This window comes from Pseudomonas sp. NY11955 (genome assembly GCF_048068035.1).
Classification (GTDB): domain Bacteria; phylum Pseudomonadota; class Gammaproteobacteria; order Pseudomonadales; family Pseudomonadaceae; genus Aquipseudomonas.
The window spans coordinates 108217-126184 of sequence record NZ_JBLUPS010000015.1 but is presented as its reverse complement, the minus strand read 5'-3'; the positions used below and the strand labels follow the sequence as shown (position 1 = coordinate 126184).

The window sequence follows — 17968 nt, the reverse complement described above, 5'->3', positions numbered from 1 at the left end:
AAACAAGGATGTTCCCTGTCCCCGCCCCCTCGCGGGGCGGCCCGGGAGAGAGGCCGGTACAGGCAGCGGCATAACCAAAGTGCTTTTTGTTCTTTAACCCACTCCGAGCCACCCGCTATAGTCGCTGGCAATCTGCCTCAACAACCTTCAAGAACAAGGAAGCAACGTGAAAAAGCTCTTCACCGCCTCACTGCTCGCCGCAGGCCTGGCCCTGGGCAACATCGCCCAGGCCGCACCTACCCTGCTCAACGTTTCCTACGACGTGATGCGCGACTTCTACAAGGACTACAACCCAGCCTTCCAGAAACATTGGGAAGCCGAGCACAAAGAGAAGGTCAACGTGCAGATGTCCTTCGGCGGCTCCAGCAAGCAGGCCCGTGCGGTGATCGATGGCCTGCCGGCCGATGTCATCACCATGAACATGGCCACCGATATCAACGCCCTTGCCGACAATGGCAAGCTGGTGCCGGACAACTGGGTAACCCGCCTGCCGAACAACAGCGCGCCGTTCACCTCGGCCACTGTGTTCATCGTGCGCAAAGGCAACCCAAAAGCCCTGAAAGACTGGCCGGACCTGCTCAAGGACGGCGTACAGGTGATCGTGCCCAACCCGAAAACTTCGGGTAACGGCCGTTACACCTACCTGTCGGCCTGGGGCTACGTGCTCAAGCAAGGCGGCGATGAAAGCAAAGCCCGCGACTTCGTCGGCAAGCTGTTCAAGCAGGCACCCGTGCTGGACACCGGCGGCCGCGCTGCCACCACCACCTTCATGACCAACCAGATCGGCGACGTGCTGGTAACTTTCGAGAACGAAGCCGAAATGATCGCCCGCGAGTTTGGCCGCGACCAGTTCGAAGTGGTCTACCCGAGCGTGTCGGCCGAAGCCGAGCCACCGGTAAGTGTGGTCGACAAGGTGGTGGCCAAGAAAGGCACCCAGGCTGTGGCCGAGGAATACCTGAAGTACCTGTGGTCGCCAGAAGCCCAAGAGATCGCCGCCAACAACTACCTGCGCCCGCGCGATGCGACGGTACTGGCCAAGTACACCGACCGCTTCCCGAAAGTGGACTTCCTGTCGGTAGAAAAAACCTTTGGTGACTGGCGCACCGTGCAGAAGACCCACTTCAATGATGGTGGGGTGTTTGACCAGATCTATAGCGGTCAGTAACGTTTTCCAGGCATAACGGGAGCACTGTAGGAGCAGCCTTGTGCTGCGAAGAGGCCGGTACGGACGATACACATGCTTTGCCTGTACCGGCCTCTTCGCAGCACAAGGCTGCTCCTACAAAGCCTGTGCAGTACCAGTCGGAGACTTGGCAACGTCAGGCCTGGCGGAATACCAGCGCCTTCAGCCCCCCCGCCGGGTCCACATCCGGAAACTCTGGCGGGTTCTCCAGGCGCTCGACAAACGCCAGTGTCGGCGCCTGCTCGGCCATCCCTTCTATCAGAAACTCCGGCCCCATCCCCGGGTCGTTGACACACGCCAGCACCGTGCCACCCTCGCTGAGCAACTCAGGCAAACGCCGCAGGATCTTCGCGTAATCCTGGGTCAGCACGAAGCTGCCACGCTGGAAGGTTGGCGGGTCGATGATGATCAGGTCGTAAGGCCCGTATTTGCGCACCTTGCCCCACGACTTGAACAGCTCATGCCCCAGGTACGCCACCCGCGATGCATCATGGCCATTGAGGCGGTGGTTGTCGCGGCCCCGTGAGAGGGCCGACTTGGCCATGTCCAGGTTCACCACCTGCTCGGCGCCACCGGCAATCGCTGCCACCGAAAAGCCGCAGGTGTAAGCGAACAGGTTCAGCAGGCGCTTGCCCGCCGCCTGTTCACGCACCCAGCGCCGGCCGTAGCGCATGTCGAGGAACAGGCCGTTGTTCTGCCGCACGCCCAGGTCCAGCAGGTAGGTCAGGCCGTCCTCGACCACCTCACGCTGCTGGCACGGCTCGCCCAGCAGCCACTGGCCAGGGCTGTCGGGCAGGTAGCGGTGCTGGATGATGATCGCCTGGCCGGTCCACTGCGGGCGCTGTGCCAAGGTGTGCAACATGGCCTCCAATTCGGCCAGTTGGCCCTCGGGCGGTTCGCGAAACAGGGCGACCGACAGCACGCCTTGCAACCAGTCGACGGTGACCTGCTCCAGGCCCGGCCAGCAACGGCCACGGCCGTGGAACAAGCGGCGGGTTTCCTGCGGGGCAGGGTCGAGGGCGGCGAGCAGGTGCTGTTCGAGGGTGTGAATCGGCGAAGTCATGGTGGGTCGCAGGCTGGCAAAAGCGCCATTCTACCTCAACTCTTCACGGCAACCCGCGCCGGTCGGAACCACCATCCCTGCTGCATGCCCGCCGCCGCCAGCAGAATCAACCCCACCCCCAGCCACTGCAATGGCGCCAGGCGGTGCCCGAACGCCACCCAGTCCACCAGAATCGCCGCAATCGGGTAGATGAACGACAGCGCACCCGTCAACGCCGTGGGCAAACGCTGAATGGCGCTGTACAGCAACACATACATCAGCCCGGTATGTACCATGCCCAGCGTCAGCAGGCTGGCCAATGCCGGCATTTCACCCGGCACACCGCCAAGCTTGACCCACGGCGCCAGCAACAACACGCCCGTGGTTACCTGGATTAACGCGATCAGGTGCGGTGGCGTGCCACTCAGGCGCTTGATGATCAACGCAGCGATTGCATACAAGAACGCTGCCCCAAGCGCCAGGGCTATCCCCAGCAGATAGTCCTCCCCACCGCCCTGCCCTACGCCATGGGCACTGACGATGGCCAGCATGCCGAGGAACGCCACGCTCAGCCAAGTAACCTTGGCCAAGGTGATCTTCTCGCCCAGAAACAGCGCCGCCAACCCCACTAGCATGAACGGCTGCACGTTGTACACCGCCGTACCAATGGCAATCGATGCCCGCGAATAAGAGGCGAACAACAGCAGCCAGTTACCGACAATGGCCACCCCGCTGGCAATCGCCAGCAAGAATGCCGTGCGGCTGATCACACCCGGCCGCAGAAAACCAAAAGCGGCACAAATCGCCAGCAAGGTCACGGCACCGAACACGCAGCGCCAGAACACCACGTCCAGCACCGGCAGGCCAGACACCAGCACGAACCAGCCAATGGTCCCGGAAATCAGCATGGCGGCGACCATTTCCAACGAGCCACGGCGCAATGAACTGTCCATCTCACACCTCCTGTTGACGATGGCAACAGTATGCAAAGGTTTCAGCCTGACCTTCCAGCGGATAACCAAGGTAGATCCGCAACCATACCTTTACTATCAAGGCAAATAACGCCAACTACCTAAAGAGGCGAGCATGACTGATGCCATCGACCAACTCTTGATCAATGCACTGATGGAAGACTCGCGCCGCTCGCTCAAAGCCCTGGCGCAGGTCAGCGGGCTGTCTGCGCCCAGCGTCAGCGAACGCCTGCGCCGCCTGGAGGAGCGTGGTGTGCTGCGCGGCTACACCGTAGACATCGACCCGCGCGCCTTTGGTTACCAGTTGCAGGCCATCGTGCGCATCCGCCCGCTGCCGGGGCAGTTGCATGAGGTGGAGCGGCAGATCATTGCCATCCCTGAGTTCACCGAGTGCGACAAGGTCACTGGCGAGGACTGTTTCATTGCCCGGCTGCATGTGCGCTCGATGGAACAGCTGGACACCCTGCTCGACCGCATCAATGTGCTGGCCGAGACCAATACCGCCATCATCAAGAAAAGCCCGGTGAAGCGGCGGTTGCCGCCGATGGATTGATTTTCTTCTGTATCGGCCTCTTCGCGGGCACGCCCGCTCCCACAGGATCACCACAGGCCAGAGGCTGTGGAATCCCTGTGGGAGCGGGCGTGCCCGCGAAGAGGCTGGCGCAGGAAAAGCTGACTAATTTTTGTACACAAAAACGTCACCATAAGTGCCATTTTTGTGTTCACTTATCCCAGTAACGCCCCAATACGTTACACACTTTCCACCATTAATTTTGACCAAATGATCAACTAATCACCCCAGCAAAAAATTAAACCTGTTCATTCGGTCAACTTATAATCTCTGCATTTCATTAACTTATCTTTCAACAAGATAGATTCAGAATGCTGGCCAACTAAAAGTCGCTTATTCCTTGGCACAGAAATGGCTTTTGTGTCTTCGTGTTTTGTATACAACTTAAACAAAACATAAATACACAAGAACCCGCGACGCCGACCCAATGTCGGCCGCCGCGCCCAGAACTTTGTGATGCCAACGCTGCACCGACGAGATGGCGAGCCCGTGCGCATGCCCGCTCATCGCAGTCCAAGTGCATCAGGAGCCCGCCGGAATGAGTAGCAGCCTCGACCTTGCCCCTGAACTATCCGTCGCCAGCACCCACCCCAACGCCACCCTCGCCGGCAACGCGCCGGAACTTGCCCTGAGCCCGCGCCTGCATAACCGCGACCTCGCGCCAACCCGTATCGAAGGCCGTCGCTGGGGCGGCTACAGCATCTTCGCGCTGTGGACAAACGATGTGCACAATATCGCCAACTATTCGTTCGCCATGGGCTTGTTCGCCCTCGGCCTGGGTGGCTGGCAAATTCTCTTGTCGCTGGCCATCGGCGCGGCGCTGGTGTACTTCTTCATGAACCTGTCCGGCTACATGGGGCAGAAAACCGGGGTGCCGTTCCCGGTCATCAGCCGAATTGCCTTCGGCATCCACGGCGCACAGATCCCGGCGTTGATCCGCGCCGTCATCGCCATTGCCTGGTTCGGCATCCAGACCTACCTGGCTTCGGTGGTACTGCGGGTGCTGCTCACCGCCGTGTGGCCGCAAATGGCCGCCTACGACCATGACAGCATCCTCGGCCTGTCGAGCCTGGGCTGGGTATGCTTCGTGGCGATCTGGCTGGTGCAACTGGTGATCCTGGCCTACGGCATGGAGATGGTGCGCCGTTACGAGGCCTTTGCCGGCCCAGTGATCCTGCTGACCGTCGCCGCCCTGGCGGTGTTCATGTACTTCAAGGCCGACGCGCACATCGCCTGGTCGGTGGCGACTCCACTGACTGGCTACGAGATGTGGCGCAACATCTTTGCCGGCGGCGCGCTGTGGCTGGCAATCTACGGCACCCTGGTGCTGAACTTCTGTGACTTCGCCCGCTCTTCGCCATGCCGCAAGACCATCCGCGTCGGCAACTTCTGGGGCCTGCCGGTGAACATCCTGGTGTTCGCCGTGATTACCGTGGTGCTGTGCGGTGCGCAGTTCCAGATCAACGGCCAGATCATCGACAGCCCGACGCAGATCGTCGCCGCCATCCCCAGCACGCCGTTCCTGGTGCTTGGTTGCCTGGCCTTCCTGATCGTCACCGTGGCGGTGAACATCATGGCCAACTTCGTCGCACCGGCCTTCGTGCTCAGCAACCTGGCGCCGCGCCACCTGAACTTCCGCCGTGCCGGGCTGATCAGCGCCACGCTGGCGGTGCTGATCCTGCCGTGGAACCTGTACAACAGCCCGCTGGTGATCGTGTACTTCCTGTCGGGCCTGGGTGCCCTGCTCGGCCCGCTGTACGGAGTGATCATGTCCGACTACTGGCTGCTGCGCAAAGGCTGCATCAACGTGCCCCAGCTGTACAGCGAAGACCCGGCCGGCGCCTATCACTACAGCAAAGGCATCAACCTGCGCGCCGTGGCCGCCTTCGTGCCGGCCGCGCTGCTGGCCATCGTCCTGGCCCTGGTCCCCAACTTCCAAAGCGTGGCGCCGTTCTCCTGGCTGATCGGTGCCGGCATTGCCGCCGCCCTGTACCTGCTGATCGCACCGCGCAACCGCCAATACCACGACGTCAGCGGCGAGTGCATCGCCGTCGACCACAGCAGCCATTGATCTGGGAGAACTGCCCATGCATATTCTGATCGCCAACGTCAACACCACCGAAGCCATCACTGACGCCATTGCCGAGCAGGCACGTGCGGTGGCCGCGCCCGGTACCGAAATTGTCGGCCTCACGCCTTGGTTTGGCGCCGAGTCGGTGGAGGGCAACTTCGAAAGCTACTTGGCCGCCATTGCGGTGATGGACCGGGTACTGGCCTTCGAGGGCCCCTATGACGCCGTGATCCAGGCCGGCTATGGCGAACACGGCCGCGAAGGCCTGCAGGAGCTGCTGAATGTGCCGGTGGTGGACATTACCGATGCCGCCGCCAGTACGGCGATGTACCTGGGCCATGCCTATTCGGTGGTGACTACGCTGGACCGCACCGTGCCACTGATCGAAGACCGTCTGAAGCTGTCCGGCCTATACGACCGCTGCGCCTCGGTGCGGGCCAGCGGGCTGGCGGTGCTGGAACTGGAAGCCGACCCAGAGCGGGCCGTGGAGGCCATTGTCGAGCAGGCCGAACGCGCCGTGCGTGACGACAAGGCCGAGGTGATCTGCCTGGGTTGCGGTGGCATGGCCGGGCTGGACGAGCAGATTCGCCAACGCACTGGCGTGCCGGTGGTGGATGGTGTGAGCGCAGCGGTAACCATTGCCGAATCGTTGGTGCGCATGGGGCTGAGTACTTCCAAGGTACGCACCTATGCCACGCCGCGAGTGAAAAAGGTGGTGGGTTGGCCGATGCGCTTCGGCCGCTGATCCCTTGTCTGCCAGTGCTGGCCTCTTCGCGGGCTTGCCCGCTCCCACAAGTCCGCGAAGACGCTGGCACTATCACCCCATCATCTCGACCAAGCGCTGCGCACTGCCACAGGCCAAGGTAAACCCCAAGGCCCCATGCCCCAGGTTCAACCACAAGTTGCGATACACCGTTTCGCCAATGATCGGCACCCCGGTCGGTGTCGCCGGCCGCATCCCGGCCCACTCCACCGCCTGGCCATAATCCGCAGCCTTGGGCAATGTCTCCAGCGCCAGCCGCCGCATGCTCTGCAACCTGCGCTTTTCCACCGACTCGTCAAAACCGACTATGTCCACCATCGCCGCTACCCGCAGCTGCTGCCCCAGGCGGGCGTAGACGATCTTGCGCTCATAATCGGTAAGGCTCAGCTCCGGGGCTTGGTGCCCGGCGTTGATCGGCGCCGTCAAGCTGTAGCCCTTCAGCGGGTAGACCGGTATCCGCACCCCCGGTAATGCCAAGCCTGGACCGCGATGCCCGGCACACAGCACCAACTGCTCCACCTCCAACTGTTCATCGCCCAGTTGTAGCGCTACAACCTGATCCTGACGCCGTACCAACTGCGTCACTGGCCGCCCCAGCAGGAAGTGGCATTGCCCCGAAGCGCGCAACAGTGCCTCCAGGCGCTGGCAGAACAAGTGACAATCGCCAACCTCTTCATCCGCTGTGAAGACGCCACCTACAAACGGTGCGCCCTCCAGGGCAGGTTCTAGCGCACGCAACTCGGCTGCCGCCAAAACCCGCTGACTGGCCGGGTCGGTCAACTGGTCTCGGCCATGGGCAAAGGCGCGCTCGCTGCGAAAAGCCACCAGCTTGCCATTGCGCCGCCAGGCGAAATCACCCAGGTTCTGCTCCTCGCGCCATTGCGCCAGCACAGCCTGACTGTGCAGCGCCAACTTCAGCAGTTGCGTGGCATTGCGACGATTGACGCTGCGACGGCAAGCCAGGGTAAATGCCAGCAGCCAGCGCCACTGCGCCGGGTCAAGGCGCAAGCGCAGGCGCAGCGGCGACTCGCCCTGCAACAGCCAGCCCAGCGCCTGCCAGGGCACCCCGGCATCGGCCAGCGGCGCCACATATCGATAAGACAGCTGCCCGCCATTGGCAAAGCTGGTGGCTGACGCCAGGCTGTCGCGGGCCTCGATCAACGTAACCGACCACCCTTCACGAACCAGCGCGTAGGCCGTCGTCAGGCCAACCACCCCGCCACCGATTACCGCTACCTGCTGCTTCATCGCTCATCCCTGTTCCGGCTTGCTGGCCAAACAGTACCAGCGGATCAGGTCGGGCAGCTATGCGCACCGTCATTCAGGCCCTGGCGCACGTTGCGGCTGAGCAGGCTGGCTTTGCCGTCATGCCAGGTCAGGGTCAGTACATAGAGGGTGTCGAAGTCATCGCCGCTCCAGTCCTCGGTGATCACCCGCGCTTCACCCAAGGCCTTGCCTGCGACGGTGTTGATCAACTCCGGCAGGTAGCCGTGGGACCAGGCGGTGTAGATGGTCGCATTGCGGTACTTGTCGCTCAGCAACTCCTCGGCCAGTTCGTCGGTGTCGTTGGCGCCGTAGTCGATGTTCACCGGCAAGCCGAGGCGAATGGCGCTGGGGGTGATGGTCATCAGCGGGCGGATATAGCTGTAGCTTTCGTCCCTGCTGCCTTCCTCGACATGCCGCGAAGGGTTGGCGGCAAACACATAGTCGGCCTTGCCAAAGCGCTCGGGCAATACCGTGGCCAGGTCCAGCGCACGGTTCAGGCCCTGGCAGTTCAACTGGCCCAACCCTTCGCCTGGCTTCTCGCCATGGCGCAGAAACACCAGGGTCTGGGTGCCATCCACCGGTTGCGCCCGGCTTTCGACAGCCTCCAACGCCAACGGTACGGCGACGGCTGTGAGCACCAGGCTCAGCAGCAAATGACGGCGACGGCGGAAGAATGTTGGCAACTTCATCAAGGCAGGCTCGTGTGGCAAAAAAAAATCGGGGTTACCCGCCACATCGCCCTGCCGGTTGCAGGGTGCCCTTAGTAGTGAATGCCATCCTTGGCAACGAGAAAGGGTCAGAGTGCCCTGAACCCGTTTGGTTCCTCCCTGGAGGTAGATGCCGTTCCCTAGGCAAGGCCTAGGTTAGGGGAAACGTGTTGCGCAATTAAGTCGAGTGCAAGAACCTCGGGTTGCAATGCGACCACTCAATCATCCCGCGTCAGCACTTCCAGCAGCTCGATCTCGAAGACGAGGTTGGAATTCGGCGGTATCGCCCCTACGCTGCGTTCGCCGTAACCCAGGTGCGCCGGCACCAGCAGTTTGCGCTTGCCGCCAACGCGCATGCCCATCAGGCCTTGATCCCAGCCTTTGATTACCCGGCCGGTGCCGATCACGCACTGGAACGGCTTGCCCCGCGACCAGGACGAATCGAACTCGCTGCCGTCAGCCAGCCAGCCGGTGTACTGGGTGGTGATCAGGGCGCCTTTGACGGCGGCTTTGCCATCACCCTCGACCAGGTCGATGATCTGCAGTTCTTGGCTCACGGGCACACTCCAACGCTGAAAAACAAAGCCGCCCTTTTCTCAGGAATGCAGCGGTTTGGCAAGTTCGCGGGGCGTTTCATGCTGGCGCTCTCACCCGTATCGACAGGCCCGGATCAGCTGTTCTGCTCGAACACCTCCTGGCCGGTCAGCTCCTTGGTCTGGTTGGCGAAGCAGTACCAGGCGGGTTTCTGCTCGATGAAAATCTGCAGGTCGAACTCCCACTCCTGGTCGCCGTCGAGCACGCCGACCGGCACGAAATGGAGGTTGTTGGCCTTGAGCCGATAGTACAGGTGCGTGCCGCAGCGGCCACAGAACCCACGTTGGGCCCAGTCGGAAGAATCATAGACGCTCGGCGCACGCCCTTCGATCTCCGGCGGCTGGCTGCAGTGCACCACCAACAGCGGGCCCCCGGTCCATTTGCGGCACATGCTGCAATGGCAGGCGCTGATATGGGTGTTGTCGACGGTGACCGTGAGCCGAGTGGCGCCGCACAGGCAGGTGCCTTGTTTTTCCATGGTCATGGAGAGCTCCTAGAGCGGAAGATGGGCCCATTTGCGGCGCAAGGCCGCTCCTACAGGGAGGCGGTGTCAGCGTGTTAAATATAGACAGTCCCGCGCAGGTACAACGCCGCCCGCCCACTGATGATCACGCGGCCATTGCCCGGCACTTCGCACTGCAACTGCCCTTTACGTACCCCACCCTGCTCGCAGCTGAGCACGCTTTTGCCCAGGCGCTCGGCCCATATCGGTGCCAGCGAGGTGTGCGCCGAGCCGGTCACGGGGTCTTCATTCACGCCAACTCGCGGGCCGAACCAGCGGGTGACGAAATCAAAGCCACGCCCTGCCGCCGTCACGGCAATGCCGCGCACGTCGAAAGCCGACAGCGCAACAAAGTCTGGTTTCAGGCTATCGAGCAGCAAAGCGTCGTCGATCACCACCACATAGTCGTCGCTGCGATGCAGCGCCTGTGCCTGGCTCAGGCCCAGCGCTTGCAACAGGCCGACCGGAATGTCCACGGCTACCGGTTGTTTAGCCGGGAAATCCATTGCCAGCAGCCCGTCGCTACTGCGGCTGACGCGCAATTCGCCACTGCGGGTGTTGAAGCGCAGCACCTGCGCCTGCTCGCCCAGTTGTTCGAACAGTACATAAGCAGAGGCCAGGGTGGCATGGCCGCACAGGTCGACTTCCACGGTCGGGGTGAACCAACGCAGGTCGAACGTTTCGCCATTGCGCACGAAGTAGGCGGTTTCCGACAGGTTGTTTTCTTCGGCAATGCGCTGCAGCACATCGTCCGGCAGCCAGCTTTGCAGCGGGATCACTGCGGCCGGGTTGCCACCGAAGGGTTCAGCGGAAAAGGCATCGACCTGAAAGATTTCGAGTTGCATGCACACACTCCTTGTTGCCTGGCCACTGCCAGGCAGATAGCTGGAAAGGGTTACGGGTGTACCGGGGTCAGTACCGGCTCACCGGCAAAGAACGCCTGCAGGTTGCGCAGCACCAGGGCTACCGTGTCGCGCGCGGCTTCCGGCGACTGGCCGGCCACGTGGGGCGTGAGTACGGTGTTGGGCAAGGCCTTGAGGGCGTCGGGCACTGCCGGTTCGTCGTCGAACACGTCCAGCGCGGCGCCCGCCAGTTGGCCATGCTGCAATGCGGCTATCAGGGCCTGGGTGTCGACCACACTGGCACGGGCGATGTTCACCAGATAGCCCTGTGCCCCAAGCGCCTCCAGCACGTGGGCGTCGACCAGATGCCGAGTGTGGGCGCCACCGGGGGTGGCAACTACCAGAATGTCGACGGCATCGGCCAGGTGTTGCGGGCTGTCGTACCAGGTGTAGGGCAGATCCTGGCGTGGCGTGCGGCTGTGGTAGCTGATGGGCATGTCGAAGCCCAGGTTGGCGCGCTTGGCGATGGCCTGCCCGACTGCGCCGAGGCCGAGAATACCCAGGCGCTTGCCACTTACCGAGGGGCTGATCACGCGGTTCCATTCACCACGTCGGGTGCTGGCATCGCCGTGGGGAATGTCGCGCAGCAGCGCCAGCAGTAAAGCCAGGGTGTGGTCGGCGACGGCAGCGGCATTGGCCCCGGCACCGTTGGTAACGGTGATGTTGCGGGCGGCGGCGGCGGCGAGGTCGACCTGTTCGTAGCCGGCACCGATCACGCAGATGATCTGCAGGTTGGGCAATGCGTCGATTTCGGCGGCGGTCAGCCCCAGCGGCCCGCGGGTGAGCACGGCATCGATTGCATCGGAGTGGTGCGCAATGGCATCGGCTCGTAGCTGCGGTGAGGGGGCACGGATCAGGCGGTAACCGGCGTGCTCGAGCATGGGTAGGTAATCGTCGACGGTTTCCACCAGTACCAGGACTGTTTTTCGCATGCCACCTCCCAATATGAAGGGGCATTATGCGGAACTACCGTGCAGTACAGTCAACCGATAATTGTGCGAAAAACTGTACTGTACGGGTGCGGTGCGTCATGAGATTGCGTGAGGGCATGGGGCGTCTGCCGTTGTAAACGCGGCGCTTGGTAGATCGAGCGCCGCCCGCGCGGCGCATCGCGAGCAAGCTCGCTCCTACGTTTGTTTCGGGCCAATTATGCCTGTGGGATTTGCGCGCGAACGCCTTGGCGCATGACTCGATATCGCATCGTACAAACAAAGCGGTCGCGCGCGCCTGTCACAGGCGTAACTGGCCCGAAACAAACGTAGGAGCGAGCTTGCTCGCGATGCGCCGCACGGGCGGCGCTCGTTCTTCAACATACAAAAAAACTCAAGGCGAACCCCAAAGGGCGCACTACTGCGCGAACGCACGCCCCAACCCACCTGGCACACCACTGCTGTCAGTTTCCTGCCAAGGCCCATTCGGGCTCAGCGACCAGCTCCAGCCATTATCAAACCGATAGTAGGTACGCTGCCGGTAAAACGTATTGGGCTGTTTCTCCAACACATATACACCCAACTTGGGGTCCCAGTGGCTAGCCCCGCCAGGCGGTGGTGCAAAGCTGGCCGAGGTCCGTGGCATGGGCTTGGGAATCGCCGCCGGCTTACTCGGTTGGGTGGCAGGTTGCCCACCCGGCAATGGCTTGACTACCGGCCCTTGGTGCGGCGGCACGCGCTCGATCGGTGGCGCGGGCTGCTCATACGGCTCATGCACCGTACACGCAGACAAACCCAAAGCCAGGGTAATCAGGGTCAGGCGGACGGTGCTGTGCATGGCATAGCTCTCTTACTGGTCTGGGCTGTCGATGGTCAGGCGCTGGGTAGCCTGGGTAGCGCTGGGCAACGGTGCGCCCTGGCCGATCCACTCACCATGGGTTGGCTGGCCAGCGCGGGAAACACGTGCAACCAGTTGGACTTCGGCAAATTGCGACAGTTTCATCTGCGGCATCATGGCGTCCGCATCCGACAACTCCACCTCGATCGGTAACTGCGCCACGGTCACCCGCTTGGCCGCCAGCGGCATCGGCGGGCCATTGCTGGCGCGCGCGAAAATGAACACCGTGTCGTCCGGCTTGACCTTGTCCTGCAACGCGGCCGCCAGCTCCACGCGCACTTTCAGGCGGGCCGCCACGGGCGCAGGCTCGGCAGCCTGCGCTGGCGCTCCACCCAGCCGCTCGGCGGCGCGGTCGATACCGCCCTGCAGGGCCGCACGCGATGTGTCGCCCTCCGGCAACTGCGCCAGCAAGCGCTTCCAGTAGTCGATGGCCTCCTGGTACCGCTCCCCCTCGAAGGCAGCGATACCGCGCAGGCCCAGGCTGGTGACTTCATTAGGGTCGGCCTTCAGCGCTTCGTCAGTCAGCGCCTGTAGCTGCGGGCTCCACTGCTTGTCAGCGGCAAAGTACAAGGCCTGGGCCCATTGCCCGAGCAGCTCCGGCTGGCGACCCGCCAGGGTCACGGCACGTTCGAAGGTACGCGCGGCATCGGCCGGACGCTGCTCGGCCATGTAGGCCCGGCCAAGGAAATACAGGGCCTCGGCCGAATCCGGCTGGGCCTGTACCACGCGCTCCAGACGCGCGGTCATTTCTTCCATCGACTTCGGCGCCTCGGCAAACTCCTGGGTCAGCGCCACCTTGTCGGCCGCACCAAAATGCAAGTACAACCCCAGCGCCATCAGCGGTACCAGCACCGCGGCCAGCAGCGGCAAGGCCTTGCCCAAATGGCCCTGGCGTGGGGCCTCGGCGCCGTCGGTATCGGCCAGCAGCTCGCGGGCAGCCTCGTCACGGCCCTTGCTCAGTTGCCCCTCATCGAGCACACCGGCAGCCTGCTGCGCGGCCAGTTCGGCGACACGCTCCTGGTACAGGGCCACGTTCAGGGCCGTGCGGTCTTCTTCTTGCTGACGACGACGGCCACGCAAGATCGGGATCAGCAAAAAGCTGAGGGCAGCGAGCAGCAGCAGGCCCGCGCTAAGCCAGAATTCAATCATGGGTCTGTTCTTTTTCCAGCAGTTTGGCGAGACGCTCGCGTTCTTCGGCAGACAACTCATTGGCGCCCTGCACGGCCGTACCACGGCGCCGGCGCACGATCACCGCCAACACCACGAAGCCACCGGCCAGCAAAATCCCCGGGCCAAACCACAGCAGCCAGGTACGCCCGCTGAGTGCCGGCTTGTAGCGCACGAAATCGCCATAGCGGTCGACCATGAAGTCGATGATCTGCTGATTGCTCTGGCCTTCGCCAAGCATGCGGAAAATTTCCCGGCGCAGGTCGGCGGCAATCGGTGCGTTGGAGTCGGCAATGTCCTGGTTCTGGCACTTGGGGCAGCGCAGTTCCTTGGTCAATTGCTGGTAACGCTCGCGCTCGGCCTCATCGCGGAACTGGTAGGTGTCGATGGCCGCCTTGGCCACACCGGCCAGGCTCAGGCCCAGCACGGCAGCTGCCAACCAGCGCTTCATGGCTTGGCCTCGTCGACCAGGCCCTGGTACAGCGGTGCCAACTGCTCACGCCATACGGTGGCGTCGACAATGCCCACGTGCTTGTAACGGATGATGCCCTTGGCATCGATCAGGAAGGTTTCCGGCGCGCCATACACGCCCAGGTCCAGGCCCAGGCTGCCCTGCTCGTCACGGATATCCAGCTGGTAGGGGTTATGGAACTCGGCCAGCCATTTCTGCGCGGCGGCGTTGTCGTCCTTGTAGTTGACCCCATGAATCACCACGCCCTGCTGGGCCAGCTGGTTCAGGTACGGGTGCTCGACCTTGCACGACGGGCACCAGGTGGCCCATACGTTGACCAGTGCCGGGCGCCCCTGCAAGTCCGCCTGGGTCAAGGTACGGTCGCCCTGGGTCGAGGCCAGGGAAAACGCCGGGAACGGTTTGCCGATCATTGCCGAGGGCAGCTCGTCGGGCTTGAGGAACAACCCTTTGTAGAGGAACACCGCCACCAGCAGGAACACTGCCAGGGGGACTACCATGATCCAACGCTTCATGCAGCTGCTCCAGACACGCCCAGGGCATCACGCACCCGGGTCTTGACCTTGACGCGGTAGCGCCGGTCGAGGGCCGCCAGCAACCCGCCCAGGCCGGTCAACAGACCGCCCAGCCAGATCCAGCGGACGTAAGGCTTGATATGCACGCGCACGGCCCAGGCGCCGTTCTCCAGCGGCTCGCCAAGGGCGACGTACAGGTCGCGGGTAAAGCCGGCGTCGATGCCTGCTTCGGTCATCATCGACTGCTGCACGGTGTACAGGCGCTTCTCCGGGTGCAAGGTGGTCACTTCGCGGCCATCGCGGCTGACCACGACAGTGCCCTTGTCAGAGATGAAGTTCGGCCCTTCGAAGTGCTTGGCGCCCTGGAACAGGAAGTGGTAGCCACCCAGCTCCACACTTTCGCCCGGAGCCATACGCAGGTCGCGTTCGGCGCTGTTGTTGCTCGACAGCACCACGCCCAGCGCACATACCGCCAGCCCCAGGTGCGCCAACTGCATGCCCCAATAGCTGCGCCCCAAGCCCGGCAGGCCCTTGACCAGGCCTTTGTGACGGGTTTTGTCGAGAATGTCACGCAGCCCGCCAAGCACCACCCAGGCGGCCAGGGCGAAGGCCGTCAGGGTCGGCCAGTCGAAGTCGTCGACGATAAAGCCGGCAACCGGGGCAAGGATGGCACTGCCGATCAGCACCGGGGTCATCATGCTAACCAGCCATTTGCCAGGGGTGTCTTTCCAGCGCACCACCACGCCAATGCTCAGCACCACCATAAGCAGCGCCATCAGCGGCAGGAACAAGGCATCGAAGTACGGCGGGCCGACCGACAGCTTGGCGCCCGTCAAGGCATCGAGCACCAGCGGGTACAGGGTGCCGAGCAGAATCATCGAAGCCGCTACCACCAGCACCAGGTTGTTGGCCAGCAGCAGGGTTTCCCGCGACCACAGGGCGAAACCGACCTGGCTCTTGACCACCGGCGCGCGCAGGGCGAACAGGGTAAGCGAACCACCGACCACGAACAGCAGGAAGATCAGAATGAAAATGCCCCGCGACGGGTCGGCGGCAAATGCGTGCACCGAGGTCAACACACCGGAGCGCACCAGGAACGTACCCAACAGGCTCAGCGAGAATGCGGCAATCGCCAACAGCACGGTCCAGCTCTTGAACACCCCGCGCTTTTCCGTCACTGCCAGCGAGTGGATCAGCGCCGTACCCACCAGCCAAGGCATGAACGAAGCGTTTTCCACCGGGTCCCAGAACCACCAGCCACCCCAGCCCAGCTCGTAGTAGGCCCACCATGAGCCCAGCGTGATACCCACGCCAAGGAAGGCCCAGGCGACAATGGTCCACGGCCGCGACCAGCGCGCCCAGGCGGCGTCCAGGCGGCCACCGAGCAAGGCGGCAATGGCGAAGGCGAAGGCCACCGAGAAGCCCACGTAGCCCATGTACAACATCGGCGGGTGAACGATCAGGCCAAAGTCCTGCAGCAGCGGGTTGAGGTCACGGCCATCGGTGGGCACCTGCGGCAGCAGGCGCTGGAACGGGTTGGACGTGATGATCAAAAAACTCAGGAAGCCCACGCTGATCATGCCCATGACCGCCAGCACCCGGGCCAGCATCACCTGCGGCAACTGCCGCGAGAACACCGACACGGCAAAGGTCCAGCCGCCAAGGATCAGTGCCCACAGCAGCAACGAGCCTTCGTGGGCGCCCCATACCGCACTGAACTTGTAGTACCAAGGTAAGGCGCTGTTGGAGTTGCTGGCCACATAGGCGACCGAGAAGTTGTCGGTCATGAAGGCATGGGTCAGGCAGGCGAAGGCAAACGCCAGGAAGGCAAACTGCCCCCATGCCGCCGGCCGTGCCAGGCTCATCCACAGGCTGTCGCCACGCCAGGCGCCGAGCAGCGGCACACTGGCCTGCACGGCGGCGAAACAGATGGCCAGGATCATTGCCAACTGGCCCAGTTCAGGGATCACCAACGCCGCGTTCATGGCTTGACCTCCCCGCCCGTGGCGGCCTGGCCGCTTTCCTTCAAGGCTTTGCTGACCTCGGGCGGCATGTACTTCTCGTCGTGCTTGGCCAGCACTTCATCGGCCACCACCACGCCATCGGCGTTGACCTTGCCAAGGGCGACGATGCCCTGCCCTTCACGGAACAGGTCGGGCAGGATGCCACGGTAGGTGATGGCTACCGACTTGTTGAAGTCGGTGACCACGAAGCGCACGTCCAGCGAGTCGGACGAGCGCTGCACCGAGCCTTTCTCGACCATGCCACCCGCGCGGATACGCGTGTCCAGCGGTGCTTCGCCGTTGGCGATCTGGGTCGGTGTGTAGAACAGGTTGATGTTCTGCTGCAATGCGCTCAAGGCAAAGCCGACGGCAACCCCGACGCCGACCAGCAGGCCGACGATGAGCAACAGGCGTTTCTTGCGCTGCGGATTCACTGGTTGTTCTCCCGGCGCAAACGGCGCGCCTCTTCTTGCAGGTAGCGACGGCGGGCCAGCAGTGGCGCGGCGACGTTCAGCGCCAGCACCGCCAGGCAGATGCCATAGGCCGACCACACGTACAGGCCATGGTGGCCCATGGCGAGAAAGTCACCGAAGGTGGCAAAGCTCATTGTGCGGCCCTCCGCCCCAGGCTGTTCAACACTTCATCCTTGACCCAACTGGCGCGCGCCTCGCGCTTGAGCACTTCAAGGCGCATGCGCAGCAGCAGCACGGCACCGAAGAAGCAGTAGAAGCCCAGCGCCGTGCACAGCAGCGGCAGCCACATTTCTGCAGGCATCGCCGGCTTTTCGGTCAGGGTGAACGTGGCGCCCTGGTGCAGGGTGTTCCACCACTCCACCGAATACTTGATGATCGGAATGTTCACCACGCCGACAATCGCCAGCACCGCACAGGCCTTGGCCGCACTGTCACGATTACTGATCGCCTGGCCCAGCGCAATGATGCCGAAGTACAGAAACAGCAGGATGAGCATGGACGTAAGGCGGGCATCCCACACCCACCAGCTACCCCACGTCGGCTTGCCCCAAATGGCACCGGTCACCAGCGCCACGGCGGTCATCCAGGCACCGATGGGCGCGGCGCATTGCAGGGCGACGTCGGCCAGTTTCATCTTCCACACCAGCCCTACCACGCCGGCCACGGCCAGCAGCACGTAGCAGGATTGCGCCAGCATCGCCGCCGGCACGTGAATGTAGATGATGCGGAAGCTGTTGCCTTGCTGGTAGTCCTGGGGCGCGAAGGCCAGGCCCCAGGTGATACCGACCAGCAGCAGGAGCACGGCAGCGCCGGCCAGCCATGGCAGCATGCGGCCGCTGATGGCATAGAACCATTTCGGGGAGCCCAGCTTGTGGAACCACGTCCAGCTTATTTTCATCAGGGTACATCCAGGGTATTTGCCGGGCTTGAGAGCCCGGGACT

Annotated in this window: 20 protein-coding genes; 4 read left to right on the top strand and 16 right to left on the bottom strand. The window is 63.0% G+C overall.

What is annotated here, in order from left to right:
• Positions 1-166: 166 nt before the first annotated feature.
• Positions 167-1165, top strand: a complete 999-nt coding sequence (locus tag ACNFBR_RS23945; protein ID WP_416737077.1) for a sulfate ABC transporter substrate-binding protein — start codon at positions 167-169, stop codon at positions 1163-1165.
• A gap of 154 nt (positions 1166-1319) precedes the next feature.
• Here the strand turns inward: ACNFBR_RS23945 and ACNFBR_RS23940 are convergent, their stop codons facing one another.
• Entirely contained in the window at positions 1320-2246 is a 927-nt protein-coding gene (locus tag ACNFBR_RS23940) for a class I SAM-dependent methyltransferase (RefSeq protein WP_416737076.1), read from the bottom strand.
• Positions 2247-2281: 35 nt separating this feature from the next.
• A complete protein-coding gene (locus ACNFBR_RS23935) occupies positions 2282-3178 on the bottom strand; it encodes a DMT family transporter (RefSeq protein WP_416737075.1) in 897 nt (298 codons plus the stop codon).
• Positions 3179-3311: 133 nt separating this feature from the next.
• Here ACNFBR_RS23935 and ACNFBR_RS23930 point away from each other — a divergent pair, with 133 nt between their 5' ends.
• The 3 genes from ACNFBR_RS23930 (at position 3312) to ACNFBR_RS23920 (ending at position 6583) form a co-directional block, all read left to right on the top strand.
• Positions 3312-3749 (top strand): Lrp/AsnC family transcriptional regulator, encoded by a 438-nt coding sequence (locus tag ACNFBR_RS23930; RefSeq protein WP_416737074.1) that lies wholly within the window; start codon positions 3312-3314, stop codon positions 3747-3749.
• Between the two features lie 556 nt (positions 3750-4305).
• On the top strand, positions 4306-5838 hold the full coding sequence (locus tag ACNFBR_RS23925; protein WP_416737073.1) for an NCS1 family nucleobase:cation symporter-1: 1533 nt from the start codon (positions 4306-4308) through the stop codon (positions 5836-5838).
• Between the two features lie 16 nt (positions 5839-5854).
• On the top strand, positions 5855-6583 hold the full coding sequence (locus ACNFBR_RS23920; RefSeq protein ID WP_416737072.1) for an aspartate/glutamate racemase family protein: 729 nt from the start codon (positions 5855-5857) through the stop codon (positions 6581-6583).
• Between the two features lie 72 nt (positions 6584-6655).
• On the opposite strand, the gene ACNFBR_RS23915 is transcribed toward ACNFBR_RS23920, so the two are convergent.
• The 14 genes from ACNFBR_RS23915 to ACNFBR_RS23850 form a co-directional block, all read right to left on the bottom strand.
• Complete coding sequence (locus ACNFBR_RS23915) at positions 6656-7849, bottom strand: D-amino acid dehydrogenase (protein ID WP_416737071.1); 1194 nt, start codon at positions 7847-7849, stop codon at positions 6656-6658.
• A gap of 44 nt (positions 7850-7893) precedes the next feature.
• Positions 7894-8556, bottom strand: a complete 663-nt coding sequence (locus ACNFBR_RS23910; RefSeq protein ID WP_416737070.1) for a histidine phosphatase family protein — start codon at positions 8554-8556, stop codon at positions 7894-7896.
• Positions 8557-8792: 236 nt separating this feature from the next.
• The gene (locus tag ACNFBR_RS23905) at positions 8793-9131 is read right to left on the bottom strand and encodes an FKBP-type peptidyl-prolyl cis-trans isomerase (protein WP_416737069.1); all 339 of its coding nucleotides are present in this window, start codon (positions 9129-9131) and stop codon (positions 8793-8795) included.
• Positions 9132-9244: 113 nt separating this feature from the next.
• Positions 9245-9652, bottom strand: coding sequence for a GFA family protein (locus ACNFBR_RS23900; RefSeq protein ID WP_416737068.1), 408 nt, complete (start codon positions 9650-9652; stop codon positions 9245-9247).
• A 74-nt stretch (positions 9653-9726) separates the two neighbouring features.
• A complete protein-coding gene (locus ACNFBR_RS23895) occupies positions 9727-10515 on the bottom strand; it encodes a PhzF family phenazine biosynthesis protein (protein WP_416737067.1) in 789 nt (262 codons plus the stop codon).
• 50 nt (positions 10516-10565) lie between these two features.
• On the bottom strand, positions 10566-11504 hold the full coding sequence (locus ACNFBR_RS23890) for a 2-hydroxyacid dehydrogenase (RefSeq protein ID WP_416737066.1): 939 nt from the start codon (positions 11502-11504) through the stop codon (positions 10566-10568).
• Between the two features lie 415 nt (positions 11505-11919).
• Positions 11920-12339 carry a hypothetical protein gene (locus tag ACNFBR_RS23885; protein ID WP_416737065.1) on the bottom strand — a complete coding sequence of 140 codons (420 nt, stop codon included), beginning with the start codon at positions 12337-12339 and terminating at the stop codon, positions 11920-11922.
• Positions 12340-12351: 12 nt separating this feature from the next.
• Entirely contained in the window at positions 12352-13548 is a 1197-nt protein-coding gene (gene ccmI / locus ACNFBR_RS23880; protein WP_416737064.1) for a c-type cytochrome biogenesis protein CcmI, read from the bottom strand.
• Complete coding sequence (locus ACNFBR_RS23875) at positions 13541-14017, bottom strand: cytochrome c-type biogenesis protein (RefSeq protein WP_416737063.1); 477 nt, start codon at positions 14015-14017, stop codon at positions 13541-13543. The genes ccmI and ACNFBR_RS23875 overlap by 8 nt, the downstream gene beginning before the upstream one ends.
• Complete coding sequence (locus ACNFBR_RS23870; protein WP_027615291.1) at positions 14014-14550, bottom strand: DsbE family thiol:disulfide interchange protein; 537 nt, start codon at positions 14548-14550, stop codon at positions 14014-14016. The genes ACNFBR_RS23875 and ACNFBR_RS23870 overlap by 4 nt, the downstream gene beginning before the upstream one ends.
• On the bottom strand, positions 14547-16520 hold the full coding sequence (locus tag ACNFBR_RS23865; protein ID WP_416737081.1) for a heme lyase CcmF/NrfE family subunit: 1974 nt from the start codon (positions 16518-16520) through the stop codon (positions 14547-14549). The genes ACNFBR_RS23870 and ACNFBR_RS23865 overlap by 4 nt, the downstream gene beginning before the upstream one ends.
• 11 nt (positions 16521-16531) lie before the next feature.
• Positions 16532-16987, bottom strand: a complete 456-nt coding sequence (gene ccmE / locus ACNFBR_RS23860) for a cytochrome c maturation protein CcmE (protein WP_416737062.1) — start codon at positions 16985-16987, stop codon at positions 16532-16534.
• On the bottom strand, positions 16984-17160 hold the full coding sequence (gene ccmD, locus ACNFBR_RS23855) for a heme exporter protein CcmD (RefSeq protein ID WP_012273475.1): 177 nt from the start codon (positions 17158-17160) through the stop codon (positions 16984-16986). The genes ccmE and ccmD overlap by 4 nt, the downstream gene beginning before the upstream one ends.
• Positions 17157-17924, bottom strand: coding sequence for a heme ABC transporter permease (locus ACNFBR_RS23850; protein ID WP_012273476.1), 768 nt, complete (start codon positions 17922-17924; stop codon positions 17157-17159). The genes ccmD and ACNFBR_RS23850 overlap by 4 nt, the downstream gene beginning before the upstream one ends.
• Between the last annotated feature and the right edge of the window lie 44 nt (positions 17925-17968).